This is a genomic window from Nodosilinea sp. FACHB-131 (assembly GCF_014695395.1).
GTDB lineage: Bacteria > Cyanobacteriota > Cyanobacteriia > Phormidesmidales > Phormidesmidaceae > Nodosilinea.
In genome coordinates, this window is record NZ_JACJOF010000025.1 from 56,758 (window position 1) to 80,664 (window position 23,907).

14 protein-coding genes are annotated in these 23,907 nt (G+C 56.7%); 9 read left to right on the forward strand and 5 right to left on the reverse strand.

Annotation, left to right across the window (positions count from 1 at the left end; translation table 11 throughout):
- Positions 1-124 precede the first annotated feature (124 nt).
- Positions 125-334, forward strand: a complete 210-nt coding sequence (locus H6F75_RS15505; RefSeq protein WP_242020040.1) for a DUF2949 domain-containing protein — start codon at positions 125-127, stop codon at positions 332-334.
- 62 nt (positions 335-396) lie between these two features.
- Here H6F75_RS15505 and H6F75_RS15510 read toward each other — a convergent pair whose 3' ends face one another.
- Positions 397-1,446 carry an AI-2E family transporter gene (locus H6F75_RS15510; protein ID WP_190753372.1) on the reverse strand — a complete coding sequence of 350 codons (1,050 nt, stop codon included), beginning with the start codon at positions 1,444-1,446 and terminating at the stop codon, positions 397-399.
- Positions 1,447-1,823: 377 nt separating this feature from the next.
- On the opposite strand from H6F75_RS15510, the gene H6F75_RS15515 reads away from it, so the two are divergent.
- From H6F75_RS15515 to ilvD, 7 genes are all read left to right on the forward strand, one after another.
- Positions 1,824-3,122 (forward strand): C1 family peptidase, encoded by a 1,299-nt coding sequence (locus tag H6F75_RS15515; RefSeq protein WP_190753373.1) that lies wholly within the window; start codon positions 1,824-1,826, stop codon positions 3,120-3,122.
- A gap of 201 nt (positions 3,123-3,323) precedes the next feature.
- Positions 3,324-4,370 (forward strand): diguanylate cyclase, encoded by a 1,047-nt coding sequence (locus H6F75_RS15520; protein ID WP_190753374.1) that lies wholly within the window; start codon positions 3,324-3,326, stop codon positions 4,368-4,370.
- 84 nt (positions 4,371-4,454) lie between these two features.
- Positions 4,455-4,841, forward strand: coding sequence for a VOC family protein (locus H6F75_RS15525; RefSeq protein ID WP_190753375.1), 387 nt, complete (start codon positions 4,455-4,457; stop codon positions 4,839-4,841).
- Between the two features lie 486 nt (positions 4,842-5,327).
- Entirely contained in the window at positions 5,328-6,485 is a 1,158-nt protein-coding gene (locus H6F75_RS15530; protein ID WP_190753376.1) for a hypothetical protein, read from the forward strand.
- 902 nt (positions 6,486-7,387) lie between these two features.
- The gene (locus H6F75_RS15535) at positions 7,388-7,882 is read left to right on the forward strand and encodes a hypothetical protein (protein WP_190753377.1); all 495 of its coding nucleotides are present in this window, start codon (positions 7,388-7,390) and stop codon (positions 7,880-7,882) included.
- Positions 7,883-8,375: 493 nt separating this feature from the next.
- The gene (locus tag H6F75_RS15540; protein WP_190753378.1) at positions 8,376-8,822 is read left to right on the forward strand and encodes a hypothetical protein; all 447 of its coding nucleotides are present in this window, start codon (positions 8,376-8,378) and stop codon (positions 8,820-8,822) included.
- Positions 8,823-9,379: 557 nt separating this feature from the next.
- The gene (gene ilvD / locus H6F75_RS15545) at positions 9,380-11,224 is read left to right on the forward strand and encodes a dihydroxy-acid dehydratase (protein ID WP_190753379.1); all 1,845 of its coding nucleotides are present in this window, start codon (positions 9,380-9,382) and stop codon (positions 11,222-11,224) included.
- A gap of 10 nt (positions 11,225-11,234) precedes the next feature.
- On the opposite strand, the gene H6F75_RS15550 is transcribed toward ilvD, so the two are convergent.
- From H6F75_RS15550 to H6F75_RS15565, 4 genes are all read right to left on the reverse strand, one after another.
- Complete coding sequence (locus H6F75_RS15550) at positions 11,235-15,362, reverse strand: PAS domain S-box protein (RefSeq protein ID WP_190753380.1); 4,128 nt, start codon at positions 15,360-15,362, stop codon at positions 11,235-11,237.
- Positions 15,363-15,557: 195 nt separating this feature from the next.
- On the reverse strand, positions 15,558-16,829 hold the full coding sequence (locus H6F75_RS15555; protein ID WP_190753381.1) for an EAL domain-containing response regulator: 1,272 nt from the start codon (positions 16,827-16,829) through the stop codon (positions 15,558-15,560).
- Positions 16,830-17,381: 552 nt separating this feature from the next.
- Positions 17,382-20,045, reverse strand: a complete 2,664-nt coding sequence (locus H6F75_RS15560; RefSeq protein ID WP_190753382.1) for a PAS domain S-box protein — start codon at positions 20,043-20,045, stop codon at positions 17,382-17,384.
- A gap of 8 nt (positions 20,046-20,053) precedes the next feature.
- Positions 20,054-22,459 carry a PAS domain-containing hybrid sensor histidine kinase/response regulator gene (locus H6F75_RS15565; RefSeq protein WP_190753383.1) on the reverse strand — a complete coding sequence of 802 codons (2,406 nt, stop codon included), beginning with the start codon at positions 22,457-22,459 and terminating at the stop codon, positions 20,054-20,056.
- A gap of 208 nt (positions 22,460-22,667) precedes the next feature.
- On the opposite strand from H6F75_RS15565, the gene wecB reads away from it, so the two are divergent.
- Positions 22,668-23,816, forward strand: coding sequence for a UDP-N-acetylglucosamine 2-epimerase (non-hydrolyzing) (gene wecB / locus H6F75_RS15570; RefSeq protein WP_190753384.1), 1,149 nt, complete (start codon positions 22,668-22,670; stop codon positions 23,814-23,816).
- The last annotated feature ends 91 nt before the right edge of the window (positions 23,817-23,907 follow it).

The window sequence follows — 23,907 nt, forward strand, 5'->3', positions numbered from 1 at the left end:
ACGCCAGCGACACAGTATTGCCACAACCGCTGTTTAAGCTTTGCCTTCAAATTGACCCGTCCTAGTTAGCCTACTGTGGCTACTAGCGGGCAAGACCAACGCTCCTCACACCAGGAAACTTGCTATGACCTCACCACTGCTCAGCCGGTTGGTTAGCTTCGTGCAAACCGAATTTGGGGTATCCAATGAAGAAGTGGCTACCGCATTCCACCACACCGACTCCGCCACCCAGCTGCCGATGATTCTCTGGCAGTATGGCTTTATTAACACAACCCAGCTCGACGCACTGTTCGCCTGGCTAGAACGGGCCAGATTTCGCTCCGTTGAGGGGTAAGGAACAAGGGTTATAGAGGGTTAGAGGCGGTTAGGCGATCGCCGGTCTTCCAGACCCACAGGTCAGCTAACCGGGTTAGCTCCAGAGGGGTAATACACCTCCTCAAAAATCCGCTTGAGAGCCCCCGCCAGCGGCACGGCCAGCAGCAACCCCAACACCCCTGCTATCTGGGAGCCAAGCAACAGCAGCACCAAAATCCACACGGGGTTTAGTCCAATCAAATCGCCGAGAATCTTTGGGGCAACAGCATTATCAATTATCTGGTCGACTAGCAGGGCCGCCACCACCAGCTCTCCCCCCAGCAAAAGGCTGTTAAAGCTCACGATAATGGCGGCTGTTAAGATGCCCACCACATCGCCAAACGGAATTAGCGCCATCAGGCCAATGCCAATGCCAAACACCAGCCAGTAAGGAATGTGGAGCACAAAGAAGACGGTCGTCAGACTGGTGACCATCAGCAGGGCGATCGTCGCCTGACCCACAAAATAGTTCTTAAACTTTTCCTGAAACGCCAGCCGAATCTGACCGCCAAGGTTGCCCGGTAGCCAGCGCAGCAGACCGCTCCAAAACCCATCCCCATGCAGCAGCAGGTAGAGCGTCAGCACAGCCGTAATCAATACTTCTAGCAGGCTGTCAGCGACACCAACAATCACCTCAAGCAGTTGGTCAGGCAGCTGAGCCACCTCGTCGGGCAGCATTTGCGCCAGCTGCGTTGTCAGCGCTGTGACATTTAAAGGAATGTGCTGAACCACTAGCCAAGCGTCTAGCGCCTGAAACTGCTCGCTACCCGACTCTAGCCAGTTGGGCAAGCGCGTTCCCAAATCTCCGAGCTGCAGTAGCAGAGCCGGCACCAGGGTAAAACCCAGAACCCCCACTAACCCAACCGTCAAAAGCAAAATTAGGGCAATACTGACACCGGGTCTAATGCCGCGCTTTTCGAGTTGCTCAATCGGATAGCTCAGCAGAAACGACAGCAGCGTGGCGGCAATCAGCATGGTAAACGGCGCTTGAAAGGTCTGAAAGACCTTGTAAAGCAGCCAGATATTCAGAATGGTTAGAGGCAGGGCAATTTCCCACACCAGCCAACGGGGCAGCTTATCAAATGCTTGCATGGTCAAGAGGCATAGCCTATTAATGCGGTCTATAAGACCTACGGTAGCGTCTTGCGATTGAGGCAAACGGCGCGCTGAGGTAGAGATTAGCGACTAACAAATGCCTTGGAAGGTCTGCCTGAGAGAGCGAAAAATTAGAGTTCCGCTAAACCTAAGTTTTTGAGGGAGACGGTATCTCTGGGCAACCTGCTGTCTGTCGGTTGGTGACGTCTTCTAGGGTAGGTGGTCAGGTGGCGGCGGCAGACGCCAAAAGCCGCAGCAGACTCAGCTTCAAACTGCCTTACTGTTCTTTAAAGGTAGTGCAACGTTGGGGTTCCATACTGCGCTCGCTAGGAGTGTAGAGGGAATGCTTAAGAAGCCATCCCTCAAGGTTAAACATGTTTACGCAAACCCGTAAGTTTCGCATTGGCGGTTATCAGCCGGGGCAAAAGCCGGACGACGTTAAGCATCACCAGATTGGCCGCTTTGGGAAAGAGGAGCTGCCGGGGCGGGTCGATTTGCGCCACCACATGACTGAGGTCGAAGCGCAGGTGGGCAACAGCTGCGTGGCCAATGCCTTTGTGGGGGCCTACGAATATCTAGCTAAGCGCGATCTGGGCGATGCCGGTGACGTCAGCCGTCTGTTTGTCTACTACAACGCGCGATCGCAGACCGGCAGCCACAACGAAGACCGCGGCACCCAGATGTACTGTGCGATCGAAACCCTGATGCAGCATGGGGCCTGCTCCGAAGACCTCTGGCCCAACGACGAAGAGCTGATCTTCACCGAGCCCGACACCGGAGCCTACGACCACGCCTCCAACTTCAAAATTATTGAAGCCGAGACCATCGACACTGACTTAGATCTCTGGCGGCATACGCTGGCTGAGGGCTACCCGATCGCCTTTGCTCTCAACACCTTTGAATCGTTTGACGAAGCCACCCGCAACAAAGGCCGCGTGCCCCAGCCCAAGCGCTCCGACAACGTGCGCGAAACCCACGGCTGGCACGCCATGCTCTGCGTTGGCTACTCTGACAAAGACCGCTTCTTTATTGTGCGTAACTCCTGGGGGCCAGAGTGGGGCGATCGCGGCTACTGCTACATTCCCTACGACTACATCATCCACGACGACTACAACGGCCATGACTCTTGGATTATCAAATCCCTGAGCGAACTCGACTTTAGCGCCGAAGTTTGGGAAGAGGACGAGTCATTCTTTGCCGACGATTGCTCGCTCTTGCTCTACGACTTCTATATTCACACCGAAGACCCCGAAGGCTTTACCGACGCGATCGCGGCCCTCTGCCTCAACTACGTTGAAAGCGAAGACGACTACTACTTCGACTACGACTATAACGAAGATGAAGGCAGCCCCTACCTGCTCAACATCCTCAACTTTGACCTCAGCGTCGAAGACGGCACCGAATTTGTCGCCGAGCTAGACGCCCTCTGCCAAGAGTATGCCGTCGATGAGTCCTACAGTTTTGGCTACGGCAGCAGCGACGAAGAGACAACCGAGGAAGACGAGGCCGGGGAGGAAGAATTCACAGAAGAGGAATCCGAGGAAGAGTACACCGACGAGGAGTCTGAGGAGGAGTACACCGACGAGGAGTCTGAGGAAGAATCCGAAGAAGAGGAAGAGGAGTATTCTGAGGAAGACGAGGAGTCCGAAGACGAGTACACCGAAGAAGAATAGCCGACTGACGGTACCCTGATTTCGATCAGCATGGCCTGCGTTTGAAGAATTTGCTAACGCAAGCCATGCTCACGGCAGCTGAGGATAGTTAGCTATAAGTAGGTCAATGGGCTGCATCGCTCTGGACAGCATGATAAAAGCTGCTTAGGCGGGTGCTACGCTTCAAAAGCTCACTGCGCGTCGACGAGCTACAACCCTTGAATGGATGCTAATTACATCTCAACGTTGAAACAGCGGGTCAGACAGCTTGCTCTAGAACTTGAGCAAACCAAGGCTCAACTGCAACTGGAACAGCAAGAACGTGCCCACGTAGAAGCGACCCTGCGCGAAAGTAACGAACAGCTTCAGCAGATTCTCAATTCTACCGACGCGGGTATTGCGTTTGTCGACGCTGAGCGGCGCTATCAGTTCGTCAACCGGTTTTATGAAGTGCGCTTCAACCGTTCCCGAGAGAGCATTCTAAATAAATACGTCTGGGATGTGATTGGTGAAGAAGCCTACGCCTCTGTCAAAGACTATGTTGAGCGCGTTTTAAAGGGAGAGCCTCAAAGCTTTGAATTTGGCATGGCCTACCTCAATGGTGACTGTGCCTATCTCACCAGCTGTTTGACGCCAGCCTTCAATAGTAATCAGGAGGTGATTGGCTACTACTTATTTGTTTTCGACAGCACAGAGCGCCGTCGTCTTGAGCAATCTCTTCAGGCAGCCAACACAAAGCTAGAGAAATTAGTCACCATAGATGGCCTCACTCAAGTCGCAAATCGACGAAAATTTGATGACTATTTAGAGCAGGAATGGCGGCGTGCCCTACACAGTCAGCAGCCACTCTCGTTAATTATGTTTGATGTTGATGCATTCAAACGCTACAACGATTACTACGGCCACCAAATTGGCGATGCCTGCTTGATTAGCATTGCTCAGACGGTGAAGTCAACCGTTGAACGGACGACTGATGTGGTGGCCCGCTACGGGGGCGAAGAATTTGTGGTTGTTTTACCGGATACTAATTTGTCCGGTTCAGCTGCGATCGCAGAGCAGATTCAACAGGCCATTAAAGCCTTGGCCATCCCCCACGAAGCCTCAACGGTCAGCCCCATTGTCTCAGTTAGTTTGGGTGTTGCCAGTCTAGTACCCACAGCTACCGGGTCGCCCAAGCAGCTCATTGCCAGTGCCGATCGGGCGCTCTATGCCGCTAAGCAGCAGGGGCGCGATCGATACGTTGTCGACAGCACCCAAGGGGAGGGGTAAGGCTGAATAAGAAGTAGCCCAAAAATGACTTGCCTTTATGCTATCTAAAGCCGGGTATCTCGGCTTTTCCCCTATGGAGTAGCTATGGATCCCTTTCAACAGTCTGGTGCGTTTAGCTGGTGCGAGCTGACTACCCCCGATGTCGCCGCCGCTAAAGAGTTTTATGGCCCCCTATTTGGCTGGACACTCAAAGAAGGGGCCGTGGGCAGTACTCCCTACACCGTCATAGAAGCCGGGGGAAGGGAAATTGGCGGCATGGCCCCACCGCCACCAAACCAGCCCAACATGCCGCCCACTTGGGGGGTCTATATCACGGTGGAGGATGTGGATGCGATCGTAGAACAAGCCAAAGCCCTAGGTGGCCAAGTGCTGCTGCCCCCCATCGTGATTGAAGGTACGGGCAAATTTACGCTGATTCGCGATCCGCAGGGAGCGATGTTCTGCGCGATTGAATATACCCAGCGCAGCTAAATGAAGCCTGCGGTATCTACGTCTGCAGAACAGGATGCAGTATTACAAATCAGACGCATTGATCAGATGACGGCGATCGCGATCGTCATTCAAACGAGAACCGGGCAGGCAAAGAGGAAAATGACTTCTTTAGACCAACAGTCATGGACTTTGCTTAATTCAGGCAAAATAGTTAAAAAACTTTAACTGGGTTCTATATTCTCAATTAAAAATCAGGTGAAAGATAGACAGCTAACAGTGCGCTTGAGCGGTAGGCAACCTCGAACTTAATCTAGAGGCTTTCAAAGTTTGCTCCAAGCAAATTAGAGCTTGCAATCGTACTCCCTGCTAGACAAGTAGCTTGAATGGGCGACGATCGCGCGCTAAATTGACCTCAGCCTAGCGTGCCTTCTTTCTCTGCCATTCGATAGGGGCTTCCGCTTGAAGAACTTTTTAGCATTAACAATGAACGCCTCAGTTTTACCTCTTTAACCCAGCCCTAATCCTATGAGTTTTCTTTCACTAGAAGAATTAAAAGAACTCGTCGAACAACCGCAGGGTTTGTGCATATCAATGTATATGCCGACTGTACAAGCGGGTTCAGATACAAAGCAAAATTCTGTCCGATTCAAAAATCTAATTCGGCAAGCGGAAGCGCAGCTAGAACAACATGAATCGCATCCGGTTGATCCAGCTCAATTCCTTGCGCCCGCCCTCGAACTGGATGAAGATGAGTTTTGGCAGCAGCAGAGCGCAGGTTTAGCTTTGTTTGTTGCGGAAGGATTCTTTCGTTTTTATTGCGTGCCGATCGAAATGCTTGAATTGGTGGTTGTGAGCGATCGCTTCCACCTTAAACCGCTAATTCCATTACTAAGCGGAGATGACCGCTTTTATATTCTCACGCTTGGTCAGCGCGATGTGCGCCTTTTGGAAGGCAATCGCTACGGCATCACTCGTGAAGTTGAAATCGAAGGCTTGCCGAAGGATATGGATGAAGCCTTGCAGTATGACGAAACATCGAAGGATCAACAGCGGCGGCAGGAAGGTGGTGCTGGTCGTGCAGGCTTGCAAGGAGGTGGCTCATATCATGGACAAGGAGCCGATCGCGAAAACGTCAAGGAAGATTTGTTGCAATATTTCCTGTTAGTAGATAAAGCGCTGCACAACTTTTTCCGCAATCGCCGTGCGCCGCTTGTTTTAGCCGGAGTTAGTTATTTGCTGCCAATTTACCACGAAGCGAATACCTACAACTTCATTGTAGAAGAAGGCATTCAACACAACACAAAGGAACAAACAGCGCAAGAACTTCATGCAGAGGCTTGGGCGATCGTGGAGCCACAGTTTGAGGCAGGCAAGCAAAGTGCGCTCGATTACTATCACGAGTCGATTGCCGCTGGTAAAGGATCAGATGACTTAGACGAAGTGATTCAAGGTGCGTTTTACGGTCGTGTAGATCAACTTTTCGTTCCTGTTGGGGTGCAGAAATGGGGACATTTTGATCCGGAAGCCATGGAACTTGAAATACACAATGATGCTCAACCGGGTGACGAAGATTTATTGAATGCAGCAGCAATTCAAACTATCTTTCACGGTGGAACTGTGTATGCAGTTGAGCCGCAAGAAATGCCGGATGAGGTATCTATCGCGGCAGTGTTTCGCTACTGATTGCGTGTAACAAGTCATACCCTCCTCTGCTCGGTCAGTAGGGATGAATACCTTGCACGCGATCGCTTTGCTGTGCCCTCCGTTAAAGGTTTAGAGGGCGATCGCATCATGCTGAAAAAACACGGTGTTGAGTTTGTATCAACTCAATCCGTGAGCGGGGCGATCGCAAGGAGGGCACTCCTACCCTAGCCACCTCAGTTTGCACTTCATTGATGGGTAGCCAGGATTCTTCGTCCTGTTTTCCTCCACCTTGCCCCCTCCTGGGACAAGGCTTGCTCACTGCAACACAGAAGGAAACAGACCCCATGCCCTCAATACCTTGAAACAGACGCCAATGGGGCGCTAATCTTCCGTCTGCCTAGCTGACAAACTCCATCCTCGGCCAAAGCGAGTGCACCACATGCTTTACGGTAGTCTCGCCGCTCTAGCCCGCATCATCAAAATCCTCTACACCCTAGCTACGCCGACCCCAACATATGGAGCTGCCCCATCCCGATGCCGTCCAACGCAGCCGACCCAAAAAAATGGTACGGTCGCTCGGGGATGAGACATGGATGGTTATCACAACCAAGACTGTGCGGATCGAGTGAGGCCTTCACTCCTACGAGCGTTGACTAACCAGTTGAATACAGTAGTTTGAGCTACAAACTCTCGCGATATCTCCTCCGAACGGGGGGCCGACTTTGGTTTAGTTTCTGCCCTTAGAGCGAAGGAGACACGCAGCTATTCTCCTAGGCTGAGACCATATTCAACCCGCACATTTCTAAACCGCTAAGACCTTCTTAGCCGTAACTGCGGTAACTCCATCTCAAGGTAGTTAATTCACTGAACTTCTCATTATTTGCCTTCAATTTTTTTGACGGGCAAATAACCAGCAATTTTTGAAAATATTGGATAGTGCCATGCTTACACTTTTTCGCTCTCATTTTTCGGCCGAGTTTTATCGTCCGCTCTCTAACTTTTTAGCGCGGCTAGGCTTAAGTTTCCAAACTGTGCAGATGGGTCGCCTAGCCACCCAGACGGTCGTTGTCAGCGTGCTAGCCATGGCCCTGTGGGTAGGCTCCATCGGTACCTACACTCAGGCTGCTCAGGCAGGCGACAATCTCGATGGCAGAGCCTATGAAGCCGAACATGTGCGTCAGTCCCGTGAGCCAGGTGGCCGCCAAAATGTGTCCGGCAGTGACCAACCCGTAGGAACTCCGAAAGGGCTCTCTCAGGCACCGGAAGACCAGGCTCAGGGTGTTCTAGACAACGTTAAAGATGCGGTTCAAAGCATCTTGCCCGGCAAGTCTGCCGGTGACGGAGTTGGGCAAAATGCTTATAACCCCAACACCAACCCAGACACCAATCCCAATACCCATGCCAATACCAATCCCGTCTCTAGCCAGAAGCGCTAGGGAATATAGTTGGCAGCCCCCATACAGCATTTCCGAAACGAGTGAAGTACATAGTCGCCCTAACCTTTGAAATTTAGGTATTGAACTGTACCTCACGCAGCAAAGAAATGCTGCTTTGCTCCCTCTCTCGAGGACACTCTTACCCTTCTACTGGAAAAATGAGCGATCGCGCTATGTATCGCCTGTTTTGAAAGTAGAGGGGTAAGTTTTTTGCCGTGCAGTTTTTTTGGTAGCAACCGCTCTGCTTAACGCGGATGATTTTGACAGCTAGTCTTCCCTAAAAAGCGGGTTAACCAATCGAAGTTTTTACAAACCCTCTTTGAAGAGGGATGTGAAGCAGGGGATCCAGAATTAGCGTTATTTCACAGATTAACATCAATAGCTAGCAAATTTTCCCAAAATCAGCTCAAGGGAAAGTCTATCTAGAGGATGTTTTAGTAAACGCGGCTAGCAGGGTAGAACTAGATAGTTAAATTCTATGAGGACTATGTCTATGAAGTCTAATCGTTTTATGAACCAACTTTCGGCCTTAGGTCGTAGAATGACTGCAACCCTGGTCTGCCTAATTGCGATCGCCTTCGTTTGGCAGAGCCCACTAGTCTCAAATATTTCAGCCATGGCTGCTCCTGGTGGAACCTTAATTGCGTCTGCAGACGCTGGCAATCAGGTTAAAGGTGCTGCTGAAGATATCAAAGGGGCTTCCAAAAATATAATCCGTGGTACGGAAGATAAAGTTAAAGACGCGGCTAGAAGCAACGCATCGAAAGTCGATCAGGCTGATGACACGGGGAGCGGTGTTGAGCGCAAAGCCAAGCGCGATCGCAATCGCATTGAGCAAAAAGCATCCAAAGACGCCGATCGCACTGAGCAGGCAGCGGAAAAATCAATGAATGCTGTTGAGCGTGCTGTGGACAACATTAAGGGTGCTTTTAGCGACTAGTTTTAGCAACTAAGAGTGCTAAAAACTAAGGTGTCTGGCATCTTAAAAACCACTCTTTGAGCACGTTGTAAGCTCTATTTGCCCACTAATTCAAGCGAATTAGTGGGCATACTTTATTTAAGGGAACAGGCACAATCAGTCCTACCTATTTCGTTCTTTGGCTACGGTTAATAAACCGTAAGCTAGAGCGGCAGGCTCCACGACTTCAGCGTTACTGGGCTCCCCAACAACTTACTGTGCCTTCGCAGTGAGTTGGGCCATGGGAACTGCCAAAGACGGTCACCGTAACAGGTGAAGTTTGAGTTAAACAGCATAAAATGCCAAGATTCAGGCTCACAGTGCATTTTTCGCTTTTCTATCTTCGTTCTTTTGCTATACAGCAGACTCTTCGGCATTGAGCTGCCCCTTTGAGAAAACTAGAAGCAGATCATAGGCAATCCGCTAGGCAACTTGAACCGTATAGTCAGCTATTGTGGTTGTTACGGTTTATGGTCTCGCTCATGTCTCAAAGGTGCTAGAGCCAGACTGTAGACAATCCCTATAGACTAGAACGCGCCATGCCGACCTATCGCTCTAAAACCTCCACCCAGGGACGCAACATGGCCGGGGCTCGCGCCCTCTGGCGCGCCACCGGCATGCAAACCGCAGACTTTGAGAAGCCCATTATTGCGGTGGCCAACTCCTTCACCCAGTTTGTACCGGGCCACGTTCACCTCAAAGATCTGGGCCAACTGGTGTGCCGCGAGATCGAGGCCGCCGGCGGCGTCGCCAAAGAATTCAACACCATTGCCGTCGATGACGGCATTGCCATGGGCCACGACGGCATGCTCTACAGCCTGCCCTCCCGCGAGATCATCGCCGACTCGGTTGAGTACATGGTCAATGCCCACTGCGCCGACGCCCTGGTCTGCATTTCCAATTGCGACAAAATCACCCCCGGCATGCTGATGGCGGCCCTGCGGCTCAACATTCCCGCCGTGTTTGTCTCCGGTGGCCCCATGGAAGCGGGCAAAACCAAGCTCTCGGAGCACAAGCTCGATCTGGTCGATGCCATGGTGGTGGCGGCCGACAGCAGCATCAGTGACGAGGTAGCCGATGAGTACGAGCGCTCGGCCTGCCCCACCTGCGGCTCCTGCTCGGGCATGTTCACCGCCAACTCAATGAACTGCCTCACCGAGGCGATCGGCCTGTCGCTGCCGGGCAACGGCACCACCCTGGCCACTCACTTCGATCGCAAAGATCTCTTCCTCACCGCCGCCCGCACCATTGTCGACATCACCCGCCGCTACTACGAGCAGGGCGACGAGTCGGTGCTGCCCCGCTCGATCGCCAGCTTCAAGGCTTTTGAGAATGCGATGATGCTGGACATCGCCATGGGCGGCTCCACCAACACGATTCTGCACCTGCTGGCTGCCGCCCACGAGGCCGAGGTCAACTTTACCCTCACCGACATCGATCGCCTCTCGCGCCAGGTGCCCCAGTTCTGCAAAGTTGCGCCCAATATCCCCGACTACCACGTGGAAGACGTGCACCGAGCGGGCGGCATCCCCGCCATTTTGGGCGAGCTGGATCGCGCCGGGCTATTGCACACCGAGGTGCCCACCGTTCACAGCCCCACAATGAAGGACTCCCTCGATCGCTGGGATGTGCGCCGCACCGACGACGAAGCCGTTCACACCTTCTTTAAGGCTGGCCCGGCGGGCATTCCTACCCAGCAGGCCTTTAGCCAGTCAACCCGCTGGCCCACGCTGGATTTAGATCGCGAAAAGGGCTGCATTCGCAGTGTCGACCATGCCTACAGTGCCGAGGGCGGCCTGGCAGTGCTCTACGGCAACCTGGCCGAGCGTGGCTGCATTGTCAAAACCGCTGGTGTCGACGAGAGCATTCTGGTGTTTGAGGGCAAGGCCCGCATCTACGAAAGCCAGGATGCAGCGGTGAATGGCATTCTCAAAGATGAGGTGCAGGCGGGCGATGTGGTGATTATTCGCTACGAGGGGCCGAAGGGCGGGCCGGGTATGCAGGAGATGCTCTACCCTACTAGCTACCTGAAGTCAAAGGGCCTGGGCAAGGTCTGTGCGCTGCTCACCGACGGGCGCTTTTCGGGCGGTACCTCAGGGCTCTCCATTGGCCACGCCTCGCCAGAGGCGGGGGCGGGCGGCAACATTGCCCTGGTGGAAGAGGGCGATCGCATCTTGATCGACATTCCCAACCGCACCATCAACGTCGATCTATCGGCGGAGGAGTTGGCCAATCGCCGGGTGGCCATGGAGGCTAAAGGCAAAAACGCCTGGAAGCCCGCTCAGCCCCGCCAGCGGCGGGTGACCGCTGCCCTCAAAGCCTACGCGCTGCTGGCCACCAGCGCTGACCAGGGCGGCGTGCGCAACCTGGAGATGCTGGAGTAGATCCTCCCACTTAGCAGGCTCCGTTGCCCAAACTGGGTGGCCCTTGCTCCAGATGAAATACCTGGTAGCGATCGCGCCCCTGCTGCTTGGCGGCGTAGAGGGCGGCATCAGCCTGGTCAATTAGGGTTTGAGGCTGCTGCTCGACGGTGGGCACGACGCTGGCAATGCCGAGGCTGAGGGTGATGCGCTGGCCCAGGGGCGAGGCACCGTGAAACAGCGCCAGCTCTACCAAGGCCTGCTGAATGGCGCGGGCGATCGCCTCGGCTCCAGCCCGATCAGTGTTGGGCAGCACCAGGGCAAACTCCTCGCCGCCGTAGCGGGCCACCAGGTCAGCGGGGCGTTTGGCTGCCTGCTCTAGGGCCTGAGCGACCCGCTGGAGGCACACATCCCCTGCTGGGTGACCGTAGGTGTCGTTGTACTGCTTAAAGTGGTCAATGTCGCACAGAATCAGGCTCAGGGGAGCCTGTGCTCGCAGCAGACGGCCCCACTCCTGCTGAAGATAGGTATCAAAGCTGCGCCGGTTGGCCACCTGGGTGAGGCCGTCGTGGGTGGCCAGATGTTCGAGCTGGCGGTTGACGTTTTGAATGTGCTGGTAAAGCTGCGACTGCTGAATTGCGATCGCCAGCTGAATAGCCAGCCGCTTCAGCACGTCTAGCTCAGAGGTTTCCCAAGGGGGCGGGCTCTGGCCGTGGTAAGCCAGCAGCATGCCCCACAGGTTGTTGTTCTGCACAATCGGCACAATCACCTTGGCCTTGGCCTGGATCAAGTGATCCACATGGCTGGGAATCGTCTCCTCCGTCTGGATATCGGCATAGGCTCTGACCTCGCCTCGTTGATCACTCGCCAGGTGGGTTTTGTCGGCGCTGGTTTGGATTCTTTGACCCAGCAGGGACGGCAGCCCCAGCGTCGCGGCTTCGGCAATCACCGTGCCACTGCCATCGGCCTCAAACCGATAGATCATCACTCGATCGGTGCCCAAAAACTGCTGCACCTCAGTCACGGTAGTGGTGAGAATTGCTTTCAGGTCGAGGGTTTGGCGAATGCGTTGGGCAATTTCACTCAGCAGCCGCTCCTGCTCAGCCCGCCGCCGCAGGGCTGCCACCTCCGATCGCCTGAGTTCAGTAATATCGGTAAACGAAAGCACCACCGCATAGGATTGGGGGTTATTTGGGTGCTGCAAGGGACGGGTGTTGCAGGAAATCCAGGTGGTGCCGTGGGGTTTGACCAGACCCAGCACCCAATTGTTGACGGGCTGCCCGGTTCTCAACGTGATCCACACTGGGTGGTCGTCGTTGGGGCAGGGAGAGCCATCGTCTTGGATAAAGTTCAACGTCATGTCGGCCAGCGATCGCCCTACGATCTGCCAGATCTGTAGTCCTAGGATCTTGGCCGCGCTGGCATTGCAGGTGAGCAGGGTGCCGTCTGCCTGCACCACAGCTACCCCCTCCGAGAGGGCCGCCACCACTGACCGATAGCGCTCCTCACTGTCTTGAAGCTCCTGCAGTAGGGTAGTTTTGGCCTCAAACTCCCTGGCTGAGTGTAAGCTGGCCGCCAAAAAGCCCGCCATCAGCTGTAGGGTTTGCCGATCAGACCCCGTAAAGGCGTTGGGCTGGCGTGAGAAGACTTTGATCACGCCGACCCGTTCTGCCTGATAGGTCAAAGGCACCACCACCATCGATCGGAGCCCCAGAGCCTGAATAACAGAGGACTTGCCCCACCCCTCGAGATCCACATCGGCGCAGTACAGCGTGCGGCCCTCGGTGAGGCACTGTCCGCCCAGGCTGTCGGTCAGGGGCAGTCGCCAGCCCAAATGGGCTTGAGCGATGCCGCTGCCGGCCTGGCACACGAGTTCGGTGCCTTCAAGGAGTTCAACGGCGGCCCCATCAGCGCGGGTGAGGGATAGAGCACTTGCGGCGATCACCGTCATCACCTGTTCGAGATGGGGATTGACCAGGGCCACCTTTTGCTGGGTCTCGACCACCTCAGACAGTCGCTCTAACTCCTGTTGTAGGGCACTTTCGGCCTGCCTGCGCTCGGCTTCGAGCTGGGCTCGTTCGCTGATGTCTTTCATAAAGCAGTAGTGACCTTGGCGCTGCTGCCGGTCATCGTAGGCCGTCACCATAAACAACTGCTTGTGGAAAATGGAGCCATCCTTGCGCCAGCCTCGAGCTTCGATATTGACACTGCCCTGAACCAGCATGGTGTCATAGGCCTGGTTGAGCCGACCTAGATCGTCGGGGTGAACGGTAATTTGCCAAGGTTGGCCCACCAGTTCCTCCGGGCTATAGCCCACCATGGCGGCATAGGCCTGGTTGACGCTGACGTAGCGCCCGGCGTTGTCCAAGCGCGAAATGCCCTCGACGGCATGAGCCAGGGCGGTGCTGATTTCGCGCAGCTCTTGCTCGGCCTGCACGCGATCGCTAATATCTTGGGCAATGCCGTACAGACGCACGACCTCACCCTGGGCGTTGCATTCAGCCTGACCTCGATCGTTGAGATAGCGGATGGTGCCGTCGCTGCCGGTACAGCGGATTCGTATGCTGTAGGGTTTGCCAGTCGTCAAGGCGTGTTCGACTGCCTGGCGCAGGTGGTCGCTATCGTCTGGGTGGTAAAGCCGCAGCAGTTCGTCGAAGCTGGGTTCGCCCAAGGCAGGGTCGCGCCCCAAGATGCGAAATTTTTCGGCGGACCAGATGACGTTTTGGGTGGCAACGTCATACTCCCAACTGCCGATGCGGCCGACACTCTGGGACTCTAGCAGCATGGCTTGGCTTTTGCGCAGGGCCAGCTCTGACTGCTGGCGCTCGTTGATATCCTGAATTTGAGACACAAAATAGAGCGGCACCTGATGCTCGTCGGTCACAATTGACACGCTGAGCAGCACCCAAATCCAGTGGCCTTGGCGGTGACGGTAGCGCTTTTCTAGGTGGTAGTGGCGAATCTCTTGGTTGAGCAGCTGCCTCACCAGGTCTAGATCGGTGTCTAGGTCGTCGGGGTGGGTAATGGCCTGAAACGTGGTGGCGAGCAGCTCGGCCTCGCCATAGCCTGTAATTTCGCACAGGGAACGGTTCACTTCCAGCCAATGGCCCTCTAGGCTGACCAAGGCCATGCCAATGCCGGCGTAGTCAAAGGCGTTGCGAAACCGTCGGTTGCTCAGGTGAAGAGCGCGGTTGCTGGCCTCTAGCTCGGCGTTGCGCTCGGCCAGCTCAGCGGTGCGCTCAGCCACCTTGACCTCTAACGACTGATTTAGCTGTCGCAGGGCGATCTCGGTGCGTTTGCGATCGCTAATGTTATAGGCTGTCGATCGGCTACTGACGTAGTTGCCCTGCTCGTCGTACTCAGCGATCGCGTTGAGCAAAATCCATCGGGTGGAGCCGTCGGCCGCCACCAGCTCAAACTCCAGGTCGTCAATGCGGCCTCGCTGCTTAAACAGAGGAAAGTTGGCGGCAAAGGTAGCCTGGCTGGTTGGGGTAATCACATCCCAAAAGCGCAGCCGGCCCACTACTGCCTCGCGGTCATAGCCCAGCCACCCCAGCTCGGTGTCGTTAATCTCAATAAATACCCCGTTGCTGTCGAGCGAGTGATAGCCGCAGGGAGCCCGATGGTAGAGGTTTTCGATGGCCACTCGCTGGGCGACTGTGGTCGCTATCAGCTGGCGGCTCGACAGCTGCAGCTCTAGCTGATCCATCACCACGGCGGCCAAGTCAACCAGGGTTTGGGCTTCGTCGGCGGTGAGCTGGCGGGGCTGGCGGTCGAGAATGCATAGGGTACCGAGGGTATGGCCATCGGGGGTGATGAGGGGAGCGGCGGCGTAAAACCTGAGGCCCAGCTCGCCCTGCACCAGACTATGGAACTGCGTGCGCGGGTCCTGACGGGCGTCGGCAATGGCATAGACCTCGCTTTGCAAAATCGCCGAGGCGCACAGCCCCAACTCTCGGTCGATCTGCTCCAGGGTCACCCCATGGCGCGACTTAAACCAGATGCGATCGCGATCGACTATGGTCACCAACGCCATAGGCACCTGAAACAGGCGAGCGGCGATCGCCGTAATCCGATCTAGGGCCCGATCCGACGGCGTATCGAGGATGTAGTAGCGCTGCACCGCCGCCAGCCGTTCAGCGTCGTCGGTTAAATTATTCATCCTGAGCCCGTGTGGCGAATTGTATGCAAACATGTGGGTTTGCATGCTTTCTTTATGATGCCCTCACATTCGGCGGGGCGATCGACGCGCCCTCGACCTTCACAGTCTGTAGTTAACGGGCTGTAGTTGATAGGTTTGGGCAAACTCAGCGCTGCAGACGCCCCCTGCCTGAACTTTAAAGCCCAGGGCGGTTTCCTAGCTCTCCCTCAGGGCATAACGATCGCGAGCGGCCAGCCAGGGCCAAAAATCGTTGCCGGCTAGGGGGCGAGCGATGTGGTAGCCCTGGGCCAGGTCGCAGCCAATGGTAGTTAGATAATCGAGAGTTTCAGCGTCCTCAACCCCCTCAGCGGTGCAGCGCAGCCCCAGACTGTGGCCCAGATCCACAATAAACTTCACCACCGTGCGCGACTCGGGAGACGTCATCGCCGTCATCACAAACGACTTGTCAACCTTAATCTCTGAGAAGGGCAGCCGCACCAGCTGTAGCATCGACGAAAACCCGGTGCCAAAATCGTCGATCGACAGGTGAAAGCCAATCATCCGCAGTCGGGTGAGCAGATCGAGGGAGGCCACTGGGTCATCCATCGCGCTGGTTTCGGTAAGCTCAAAAATCAGCCGGGTAGGGTCGACACTCTGGGCCTGACAGCGCTCCTGCACGCGCTCAAACAGAGCCCCGTTGCCCAGGGTGCGGGCCGAAATATTCACCGATAGCATCAGCTGGTTGCAGATCGCTGGAGACAGTGGGGTTGCCCCCGCCTTGCAGAGCGGCCCAAACCAGGCCAGGGCCTGCTCAATGACCTGATCGGTGAGAGGGTCAATCAGGTCACAGCTCTCCGCCAGGGGAATAAACCGCCCCGGCGGCAACAGACCGTAGGCGGGGTGACGCCACCGCACCAGGGCCTCAACCCCGGCCAGTTCACCCGTGGTACAGAGCACTTTGGGCTGGTAGGCCAGCACAAACTCACGGCGATCGAGGGCCTGGTGCAGGTCCGCTGGGGTCAGTTCCGGCGGGAGAGGGGCACCGGCAACCGGGGCCGGCAGGAGCGGGCTGGCAACTTGGCCCAGCAGCATTTCTCGCAGCTGAGGGGGCGAAAAGGGCTTGGCCAGCACCCCGGCAATATCGAGGCCGTGCTCGACCGCCGATCGCCCGGCCGCATCAAGCACTCGACTGCCGACGCCGCTGGTGATGATGATCTTGGCCCGACAGGATAGCTTGGCCAGCCGTGCCATAACCTGAACCCCATCCATGGTGGGCATCACCAGGTCGAGGGCAATGTGGGTGGGCCGCCACTCGTGGAGCAGGTCAAAGAACCGATCCGGGTCGGGGGTGAAACACACCTCCAGCCCAGCAAATTCAGCAATCCGCTGAATGGTTTCCCCGGTCATGGGATCGTCATCTAAAATCAACAGTCGGCGATCGTCCATGCCCTGCCCATTGCCCCCCTCAAACCGTTCTCGTGCTGCCATGGCCCCAGCCAATTTCCTCTCAGCCTGCCCACCCACACCTACCCATCCAGCACATCGCCAACTTTTTGGACTAAATTGGCCCGCCAGCAGGGCTTACTCAGCACCTTGACTCCAGAGCGAGCCGCCCTGGGTGAATAATGACCTGTGCTGAACAATTTTCAGGACCGCTGCTGCTAGCCGATGCCCGTAGTTACACACCAGGTTATGGTCTTTGACTAGGAAAAACCGTTCTTGACCAATCGCAGAGACTGCCATCGCTACGCTTTCAGAAACGTCTTGGGTTCCGTGATGTTTGGGTGAACATAGCCTAACCGGCGAGCCCTGCCCCAGCTTCAGCGCGATCGCGATCGATCCGTTGGACTGTTGGGCAAACCTACATACCATGCTAAGCCTTTGCGCGGTGCCCTGGCCCGTGTCTTTCGTTGTAGATGAGGGCTTACCAGGCTAAATAGATGCGCTCGGGCATTGCCCACATCATGATTGTGTTGGAGACGACAATTAGTTTGGATAGGTCTGCCGCAGCTCAGCCAGGGAAAAGTTGAGGAGATTAGGTCATGGGCAGCGGGGAGCAGTCAGCGCCTCTCGAATCTTTTGCGAGAGTTCGGTGCGGCCGTAGGGCTTGCTGAGCAGCTGTATGCCCGCATCCAACCGGCCTTGATGGACAATTGCATTTTCGCTGTAGCCCGAGGTGTAAAGCACCCGCAGCCCCGGCTTGATCTGCTGGGCCAGCTCAGCTAGTTCACGCCCGCTCATGCCGCCGGGCATCACCACATCGGTAAACAGCAGGTCAACGTTGTCTTGCTGGTGGAGCATGGCCAGAGCAGCCGGACCGCTATTGGCCGCCAGCACCCGGTAGCCCAGGTCAACCAGCTGATCGTGGGCGTAGCTGCGCACTAGCTCGTTGTCTTCCACCAGCAAAATTAGCTCTGATTGGCCGACCACCACTCCCTCTGGAGCGGGCAGGGAAGGCTGAATATCGCCCCAAAATCGAGGTAGATACATTCTGATGGTGGTGCCGTGACCCGGCTCGGAGTAGATTTTGATGTGCCCCCCCGACTGCTTGATGAAGCCGTAGACCATGCTCAGTCCCAGGCCGGTGCCCTTGCCCTGTTCTTTAGTGGTAAAGAAGGGCTCAAACACGCGCTCTAGATGCTCGGGGTCGATGCCTACGCCCGTATCCGACACCGACACCATGACGTAATGCCCCGGCACCACCTCCACATGCTGGCTGGCGTAGTCTTGACTGAGGTATGTGTTGGCGGTTTCAAGGGTGAGCTGGCCCCCTTGAACCATTGCATCGCGGGCATTGAGGCAGAGATTGAGCAGGGCGTTTTCCAGTTGGGCTGGGTCGACTAGGGCAGGCCACAGCTCGGCGTTCTCCACGGTAGCGATGGCAATGTGCTCGCCCAGGGTGCGGCGCAGCAGCCCATCCATACCGGCCATCAGCCGATTGACATCCACCGCTTCGGGGTCGAGGGCCTGGCGACGGGCAAAGGACAACAGCCGCTGGGTGAGTTCGGCTCCCCGCTGGGCGGCGCTGCCAATCATCTTTGCCAGGGGGTGCAGGTGTGGGTCAGCTTCTAGCATTTCGCTCAGTAGCTCGGCGTTGCCCAAGATGACGGTGAGCAGATTGTTGAAGTCGTGGGCAATGCCACCAGTCAGCTGCCCCACAGATTCTAGCCGCTGCGACTGGTGCAGACGCTCTTCAAGGGCCATGCGATCGGTAACATCCTGAAAATACACGGTCAGGCCCTCGATAGAGGGGTAGGCCCGCACCTCAAACCAAACGTTTAAGGGGGGATAAAACTCTCGAAACTCGACCGATTGCCCCTCGGCCAAGGCCATTTTGTACTGCTGCTCGAAGACAGTCCCAACCGCCTCTGGAAACGCTTCCCACAGGGATTGGCCCAGCAGATCGGCTCGCTGGCGCAGCAGCACTTGCTCAGCCCTACGGTTCACAAAGGTGAAGCGCCACTGGCGATCAAGGGTGAAAAAAGCGTCGGTAATGCTCTCCAGGGTGGTGTTGAGGCGATCGGCAATCTGGCGGGCCTCCTGTTCGAGCTGCTTTTGGTCGTGAATTTCGATCGCAGTGCCGTACCACTTAACGATTTGCTCGGCTTCGTCACGAATGGGCACTGCCTGCACCAGATGCCAACGGTAGTCGCCGTCATAGCGCCGCGTCCGAAGCTCAACCCGGTAGGGGCTGGCAGACTGCACCGCCGCCGTCCACATGGCCAAGCAGGGGTCAACGTCGTCAGGGTGCAGCAGGGTCATCCAGATCTGGCTTGGGGGCGTATCAGGGTCATAGATGCCGGTGTAGACCCGCAGAGCATGGCTGGCGTAGTCGACGGTGCCGTTAGGCTCGGCGGTCCACACGATCAGGGGCATAGCGTCGGCCAGCTGGCGAAACCGCTGCTCACTGCGCTCTAGAGATGCTTCGGCCTGCTTTTGAGCAGTGATGTCTTGGAATGCCCCCTGCACGGCCACGATGGTGCCCCGGTCGTTGCGCAGGGGCTGGCCAATGACGCGCACCCACACCCGTCGCTGGCGGGCCGTAATAATTTGCAGCTCTTCGTCAAAGGGCCGGCCGGTTTCGGTGCAGGCAGCAAAGACGGTGGCAATGCGATCGCGGTACTCAGGGGCATAAAACTCAATTCCTTTTGCCACGGTGGGAGCAAAGCCCGGCTCGACCTCATGGATGCGGCACACTTCCTCAGACCAACTCACCAATTGGGGGTCGAGGCGCACCATCCAGCCGCCCAATTGACCGCTCTCACTGGCGATTTGCAGCAGAGTTTGCTGAGTCCTTAAGGTGTCGTAGGTCTCGCTGAGTAACTGCTGGGCCTCTTTAACCCGGTGAAAGTACTGCAAAATTGCCAGAGTGAGACCACCGGTAGTGGCGGTTGCTAGAGCCGCCACCAGTCGATTGGCGATCGCATAGGCCAGGGCCGACCCCGTCAGATCTGAGGGCGACACAAAAAAGCCCGCCGCCGTTAGCCCCACACCAGCCACGGTCGCCCCCACAACCCACCGGCTATTGCGAGACAGCCCCGCCCCCGCCACTAGCGGCAGATACAGCATGCCGTGGGCAAACCCCAGGGGGGTGACTATATCGGCCAGAAACACCCCCACAAACCCAGCGAGGGTCAACCCCCGAGCCCAGCGGGGCGAGGGGCGAGGCACCCGAAATGTTAGAGCTGGGCCGCGAGAAAACATTCTCTAAGCTAACCTTTGGCGAGGGCTTGACGAACATGGTAGGCCAGCTCAGCTCGCTGGTAGGGCTTGGCTAGCAGTAAGATTCCAGGTTCTTGAGCCTCCTGGTTCACCAGGGCATTTTCGGTATAGCCAGAGGTGTAGAGGACCCGCAGCTGCGGCCGCAGCTGGTGGGCCGCAGCTACCAGATCGCAGCCAGTCATGCCGCCGGGCATGATCACATCGGTAAACAGCAGATCGATTTCAGGCCATTGATGGAGCAGCTCTAGGGCAGTCGGGCCATTTTCTGCCGCTAACACCCGATACCCCAGACTTTCGAGCTGCTGCTGGGCGTAGTCGCGCACCAGAGCGTTGTCTTCAACCAGCAAAATTAGCTCTGAGCCACTAGAACAAGCGTCCACCCATAGAGGAGAAAGCTGTGGGCTGCGACGGCCCTCTAAAGCTGGCCTACCATCACGGCATCGCGGCAAGTATAGCCGCACGGTGGTGCCTACCCCTGGCTCAGAGTCAATGGTGACGTAGCCGTTGGACTGGCGGACAAAGCCATAGACCATGCTCAGTCCTAACCCGGTGCCCTTGCCCTTGGCCTTGGTGGTAAAAAACGGTTCAAAAACCTGGCTCAACAGCTCTGGCCCCATACCCGCCCCATGGTCTGACACAGCAATTACAACATAGTCGCCGGGAGAGAAGTCGCCCTGGGGCTTGTCGCTGGGCGAGATAATGCAGGTTTGAGCGGTCGTGAGGGTAAGGCAGCCTACGCCACCCATCGCATCGCGGGCGTTGAGGCAGAGGTTGAGCAGGGCATTCTCCAGCTGGCTGGCATCGACTAGGGCGAACCCTAAGTAAGCGTCGTAGCGACAGCGCACCTCCACCTGTTCTCCCAACGTGCGGCGCAGCATTGCATCCATGCGGTCAAGTAGCTGGTTGACATCAACGGGTTTGGGGTCGAGGATTTGGCGGCGGGCAAAGACCAGCAGGCGCTGGGTGAGGTCAGCCCCCCGATGGGCCGCTCCGCTGATCATATCGGCCAGCGATCGCAGCCGAGGCTGAGTGTCGAGCAGTTCGACCAGCAGCTCGGCGTTACCCAAAATTACCGTCAACAGATTGTTAAAGTCATGGGCAACTCCACCGGTTAGCTGGCCAATGGCCTCCATTTTTTGGCTTTGCAGCAGCTGCGCCTCCAGGTTCTTTTGCTCAGTGAGGTTAAGCATGCCGCCAATCATCCGAATCGCCTGCCCCTGCTCATTGCGAATCACATAGCCGCGATCCATGACGTAGGCATAGCGGCCATCGTGGCAGCGAAAGCGATACTCATCTGTCCAGCTAGTAGCGTCTCCCTTCAGGGCTGTCTGCATTGAGGCCAGCAGCCGCTGGCGATCGTCGGGGTGCAGGCGGCTACGCCACCAGTCGTAAGAGGCCTCAACATCCTCGTCGTCGTAGCCAAACAGAGTTTTATACCCCTCGCCTCGCCAGGTGACATCGGTGCTCAAGTCCCAATCCCAAATGGCATCGTTGGTGGCCTTCGAAACCAGCCGAAACCGCTCTTCACTGGCCCGCAGGGTAGCCTCAGCCGTCTTCTGCGCAGTCACGTCGATTACCGTGCCTAGCTGCCGGCAGGGTTGCCCCTCGGCGTCTACCTCAATGTTGCCCCGGTCCGACAGCCAGCGCACATCCCCATCGGGGCGACGAATGCGGTAGGTGACCTCCAAAATTCCGCTCAACCTACCGACTTGGGCATGGTTGCTCAGCAGTTCGGGCCGATCTTCGGGCAGCACCCGCTCGATGAACCGCTCAAAGCTCTCAATGGGATCTTCAGGATGCAGGCCAAACAGGCGATAAGTGCCCGCCGACCAGACCAGGTGGTTGGTATTCAAGTCGAGGGCCCAGCTGCCCATGTTGCCAATGCGTTCGGCGCTGGTGAGCAAGGTGGCCTGCTGACGAATGCGGGTGGTCAAGCGCGCCTCGTTCTGTCGATGTTCAGCGTCAAGCTGCACCCGTTCGCCAATGTCGCCGTAGGCCGCGATCGCCGACTCCGATCGCGGCCTGCGGCGACGGGCCAGAGCACAGTCCAGGGCTCGACCAATCTCAGCGGCGGTTTGTCCCCAAATCAGGTAGTCCTCGGCCCCAGACCAAACCGCCTCTAATCCCAAGGCGGTCTGGTCCGGTTTAACTAGCACAACCACCGGCACGTCAGGTGCTTGGGCCTGAAGCGCCCCTAGCTGAGCCAGTGCCGTCGTTGCCGAGTCAGCCAAATTCAGCAAAATGCCGTCAACTCGATGGCCAGCGGCGAGGTGAGCCAGGGCAGCATCGACCTGCTCTAGGGCAACTATCGCCAGTTCAGACACAGGACGATCGCGTCCCAATGCCGATGAATTCTCCCCCACCCAAAGAATCTGATTGGCCAGATGCCCGGTCATAGGATTCCTCTTAGGCTCCATAGATGTGGCCCGTTGCTGTGGCTACTCCTTGTAGCGATCGGGCAACACGTTGTTCTTATCTATGGTAAGCATCGAGTCATACCCAAAAATATCTATGGCAATAATATCGTCGGGTCTTAGGCTTTCTGGGAAGGTGGCATGAACAGGTTATTCTGAGCATGATTTTGCATTCAGAGGGCAGTTCCCTATGGCTCCACCGTTTAAAGTCTGCATTGTGTTGGGCACTCGCCCCGAGGCGATTAAACTTGCGCCGGTGATTCAGTGTTTTCGTCAGTGCCCCGACTTTGACACCCAGGTGCTGCTCACCGGCCAGCATCGGGAGATGGTGGATCAGGTCATGGCGCTGTTTAACCTAGGCGCTGACCAAGATTTAGCGATTATGCAGCCCCGCCAAACCCTGACCGACATCACCTGTCGCAGCCTGCAGGGGTTGGAGGCGCTGTTTCAAGAACGTCGCCCCGATATTGTGCTGGTGCAGGGCGACACTACGACGGCCTTCGCCGCGGCCCTAGCGGCTTTTTATCAAAAGATTCCGGTGGGCCATGTCGAGGCCGGGCTGCGTACCGACAACATCTATAACCCCTTTCCCGAGGAGGCTAACCGGCGGCTGGTCTCCCAAATTACCCAGCTGCACTTTGCGCCCACGGCTCTCTCGGTGCAGCACCTAGAGCGATCGGGGGTGACCGGCAATCTGCATCAAACCGGCAACACCGTCATCGACGCCTTGCTGTCGGTGGCCGATCGCCATCCCGGCTGCGAGGTGCCGGGGCTAGACTGGAGCCGCCACCGAGTAATTTTATCGACGGTACACCGGCGTGAGAACTGGGGCGCACCCCTGGGGGCGATCGCCCAGGGGTTTCTCAAGGTGCTCGAACAGTTCCCCGATACCGCCCTGCTGCTGCCCTTGCACCGCAACCCGACGGTGCGAGAACCCCTCCAGGCCGCCCTTGGCGATCATCCCCGCGCCTTTTTGACTGAGCCTCTCGACTACACCCAACTGGTGGGCGCAATTCAGCGATGCTACCTGGTGATGACTGACTCGGGCGGCTTGCAGGAAGAAGCCCCTAGCCTGGGTAAACCGGTGCTGGTGCTGCGGGATAACACGGAACGCCCTGAGGCCGTGATGGCAGGCACCGCCAAGCTGATCGGCACCGATGCCGACCGCATGCTGGCCGAGGCCGAGACGCTGCTGCTGCACCCCGCGGCCTACCAGACCATGGCCGAGGCGATCAACCCCTTTGGCGACGGTCAGGCCTCCCAGCGAATTTTGGAGATTACGCGAGCCTACCTGCAACGGACCACAGAGGCGTCGGTTCGGCAGCCTCTGACGTGCTAGCGGTTGCCCCTTTAGCGGGGTTGGGGCGATCGCTGGAGAGCGTCCCACCATACAGCCCAATTTTGCGGAAGGGGTATAGTGCCGCCCGACG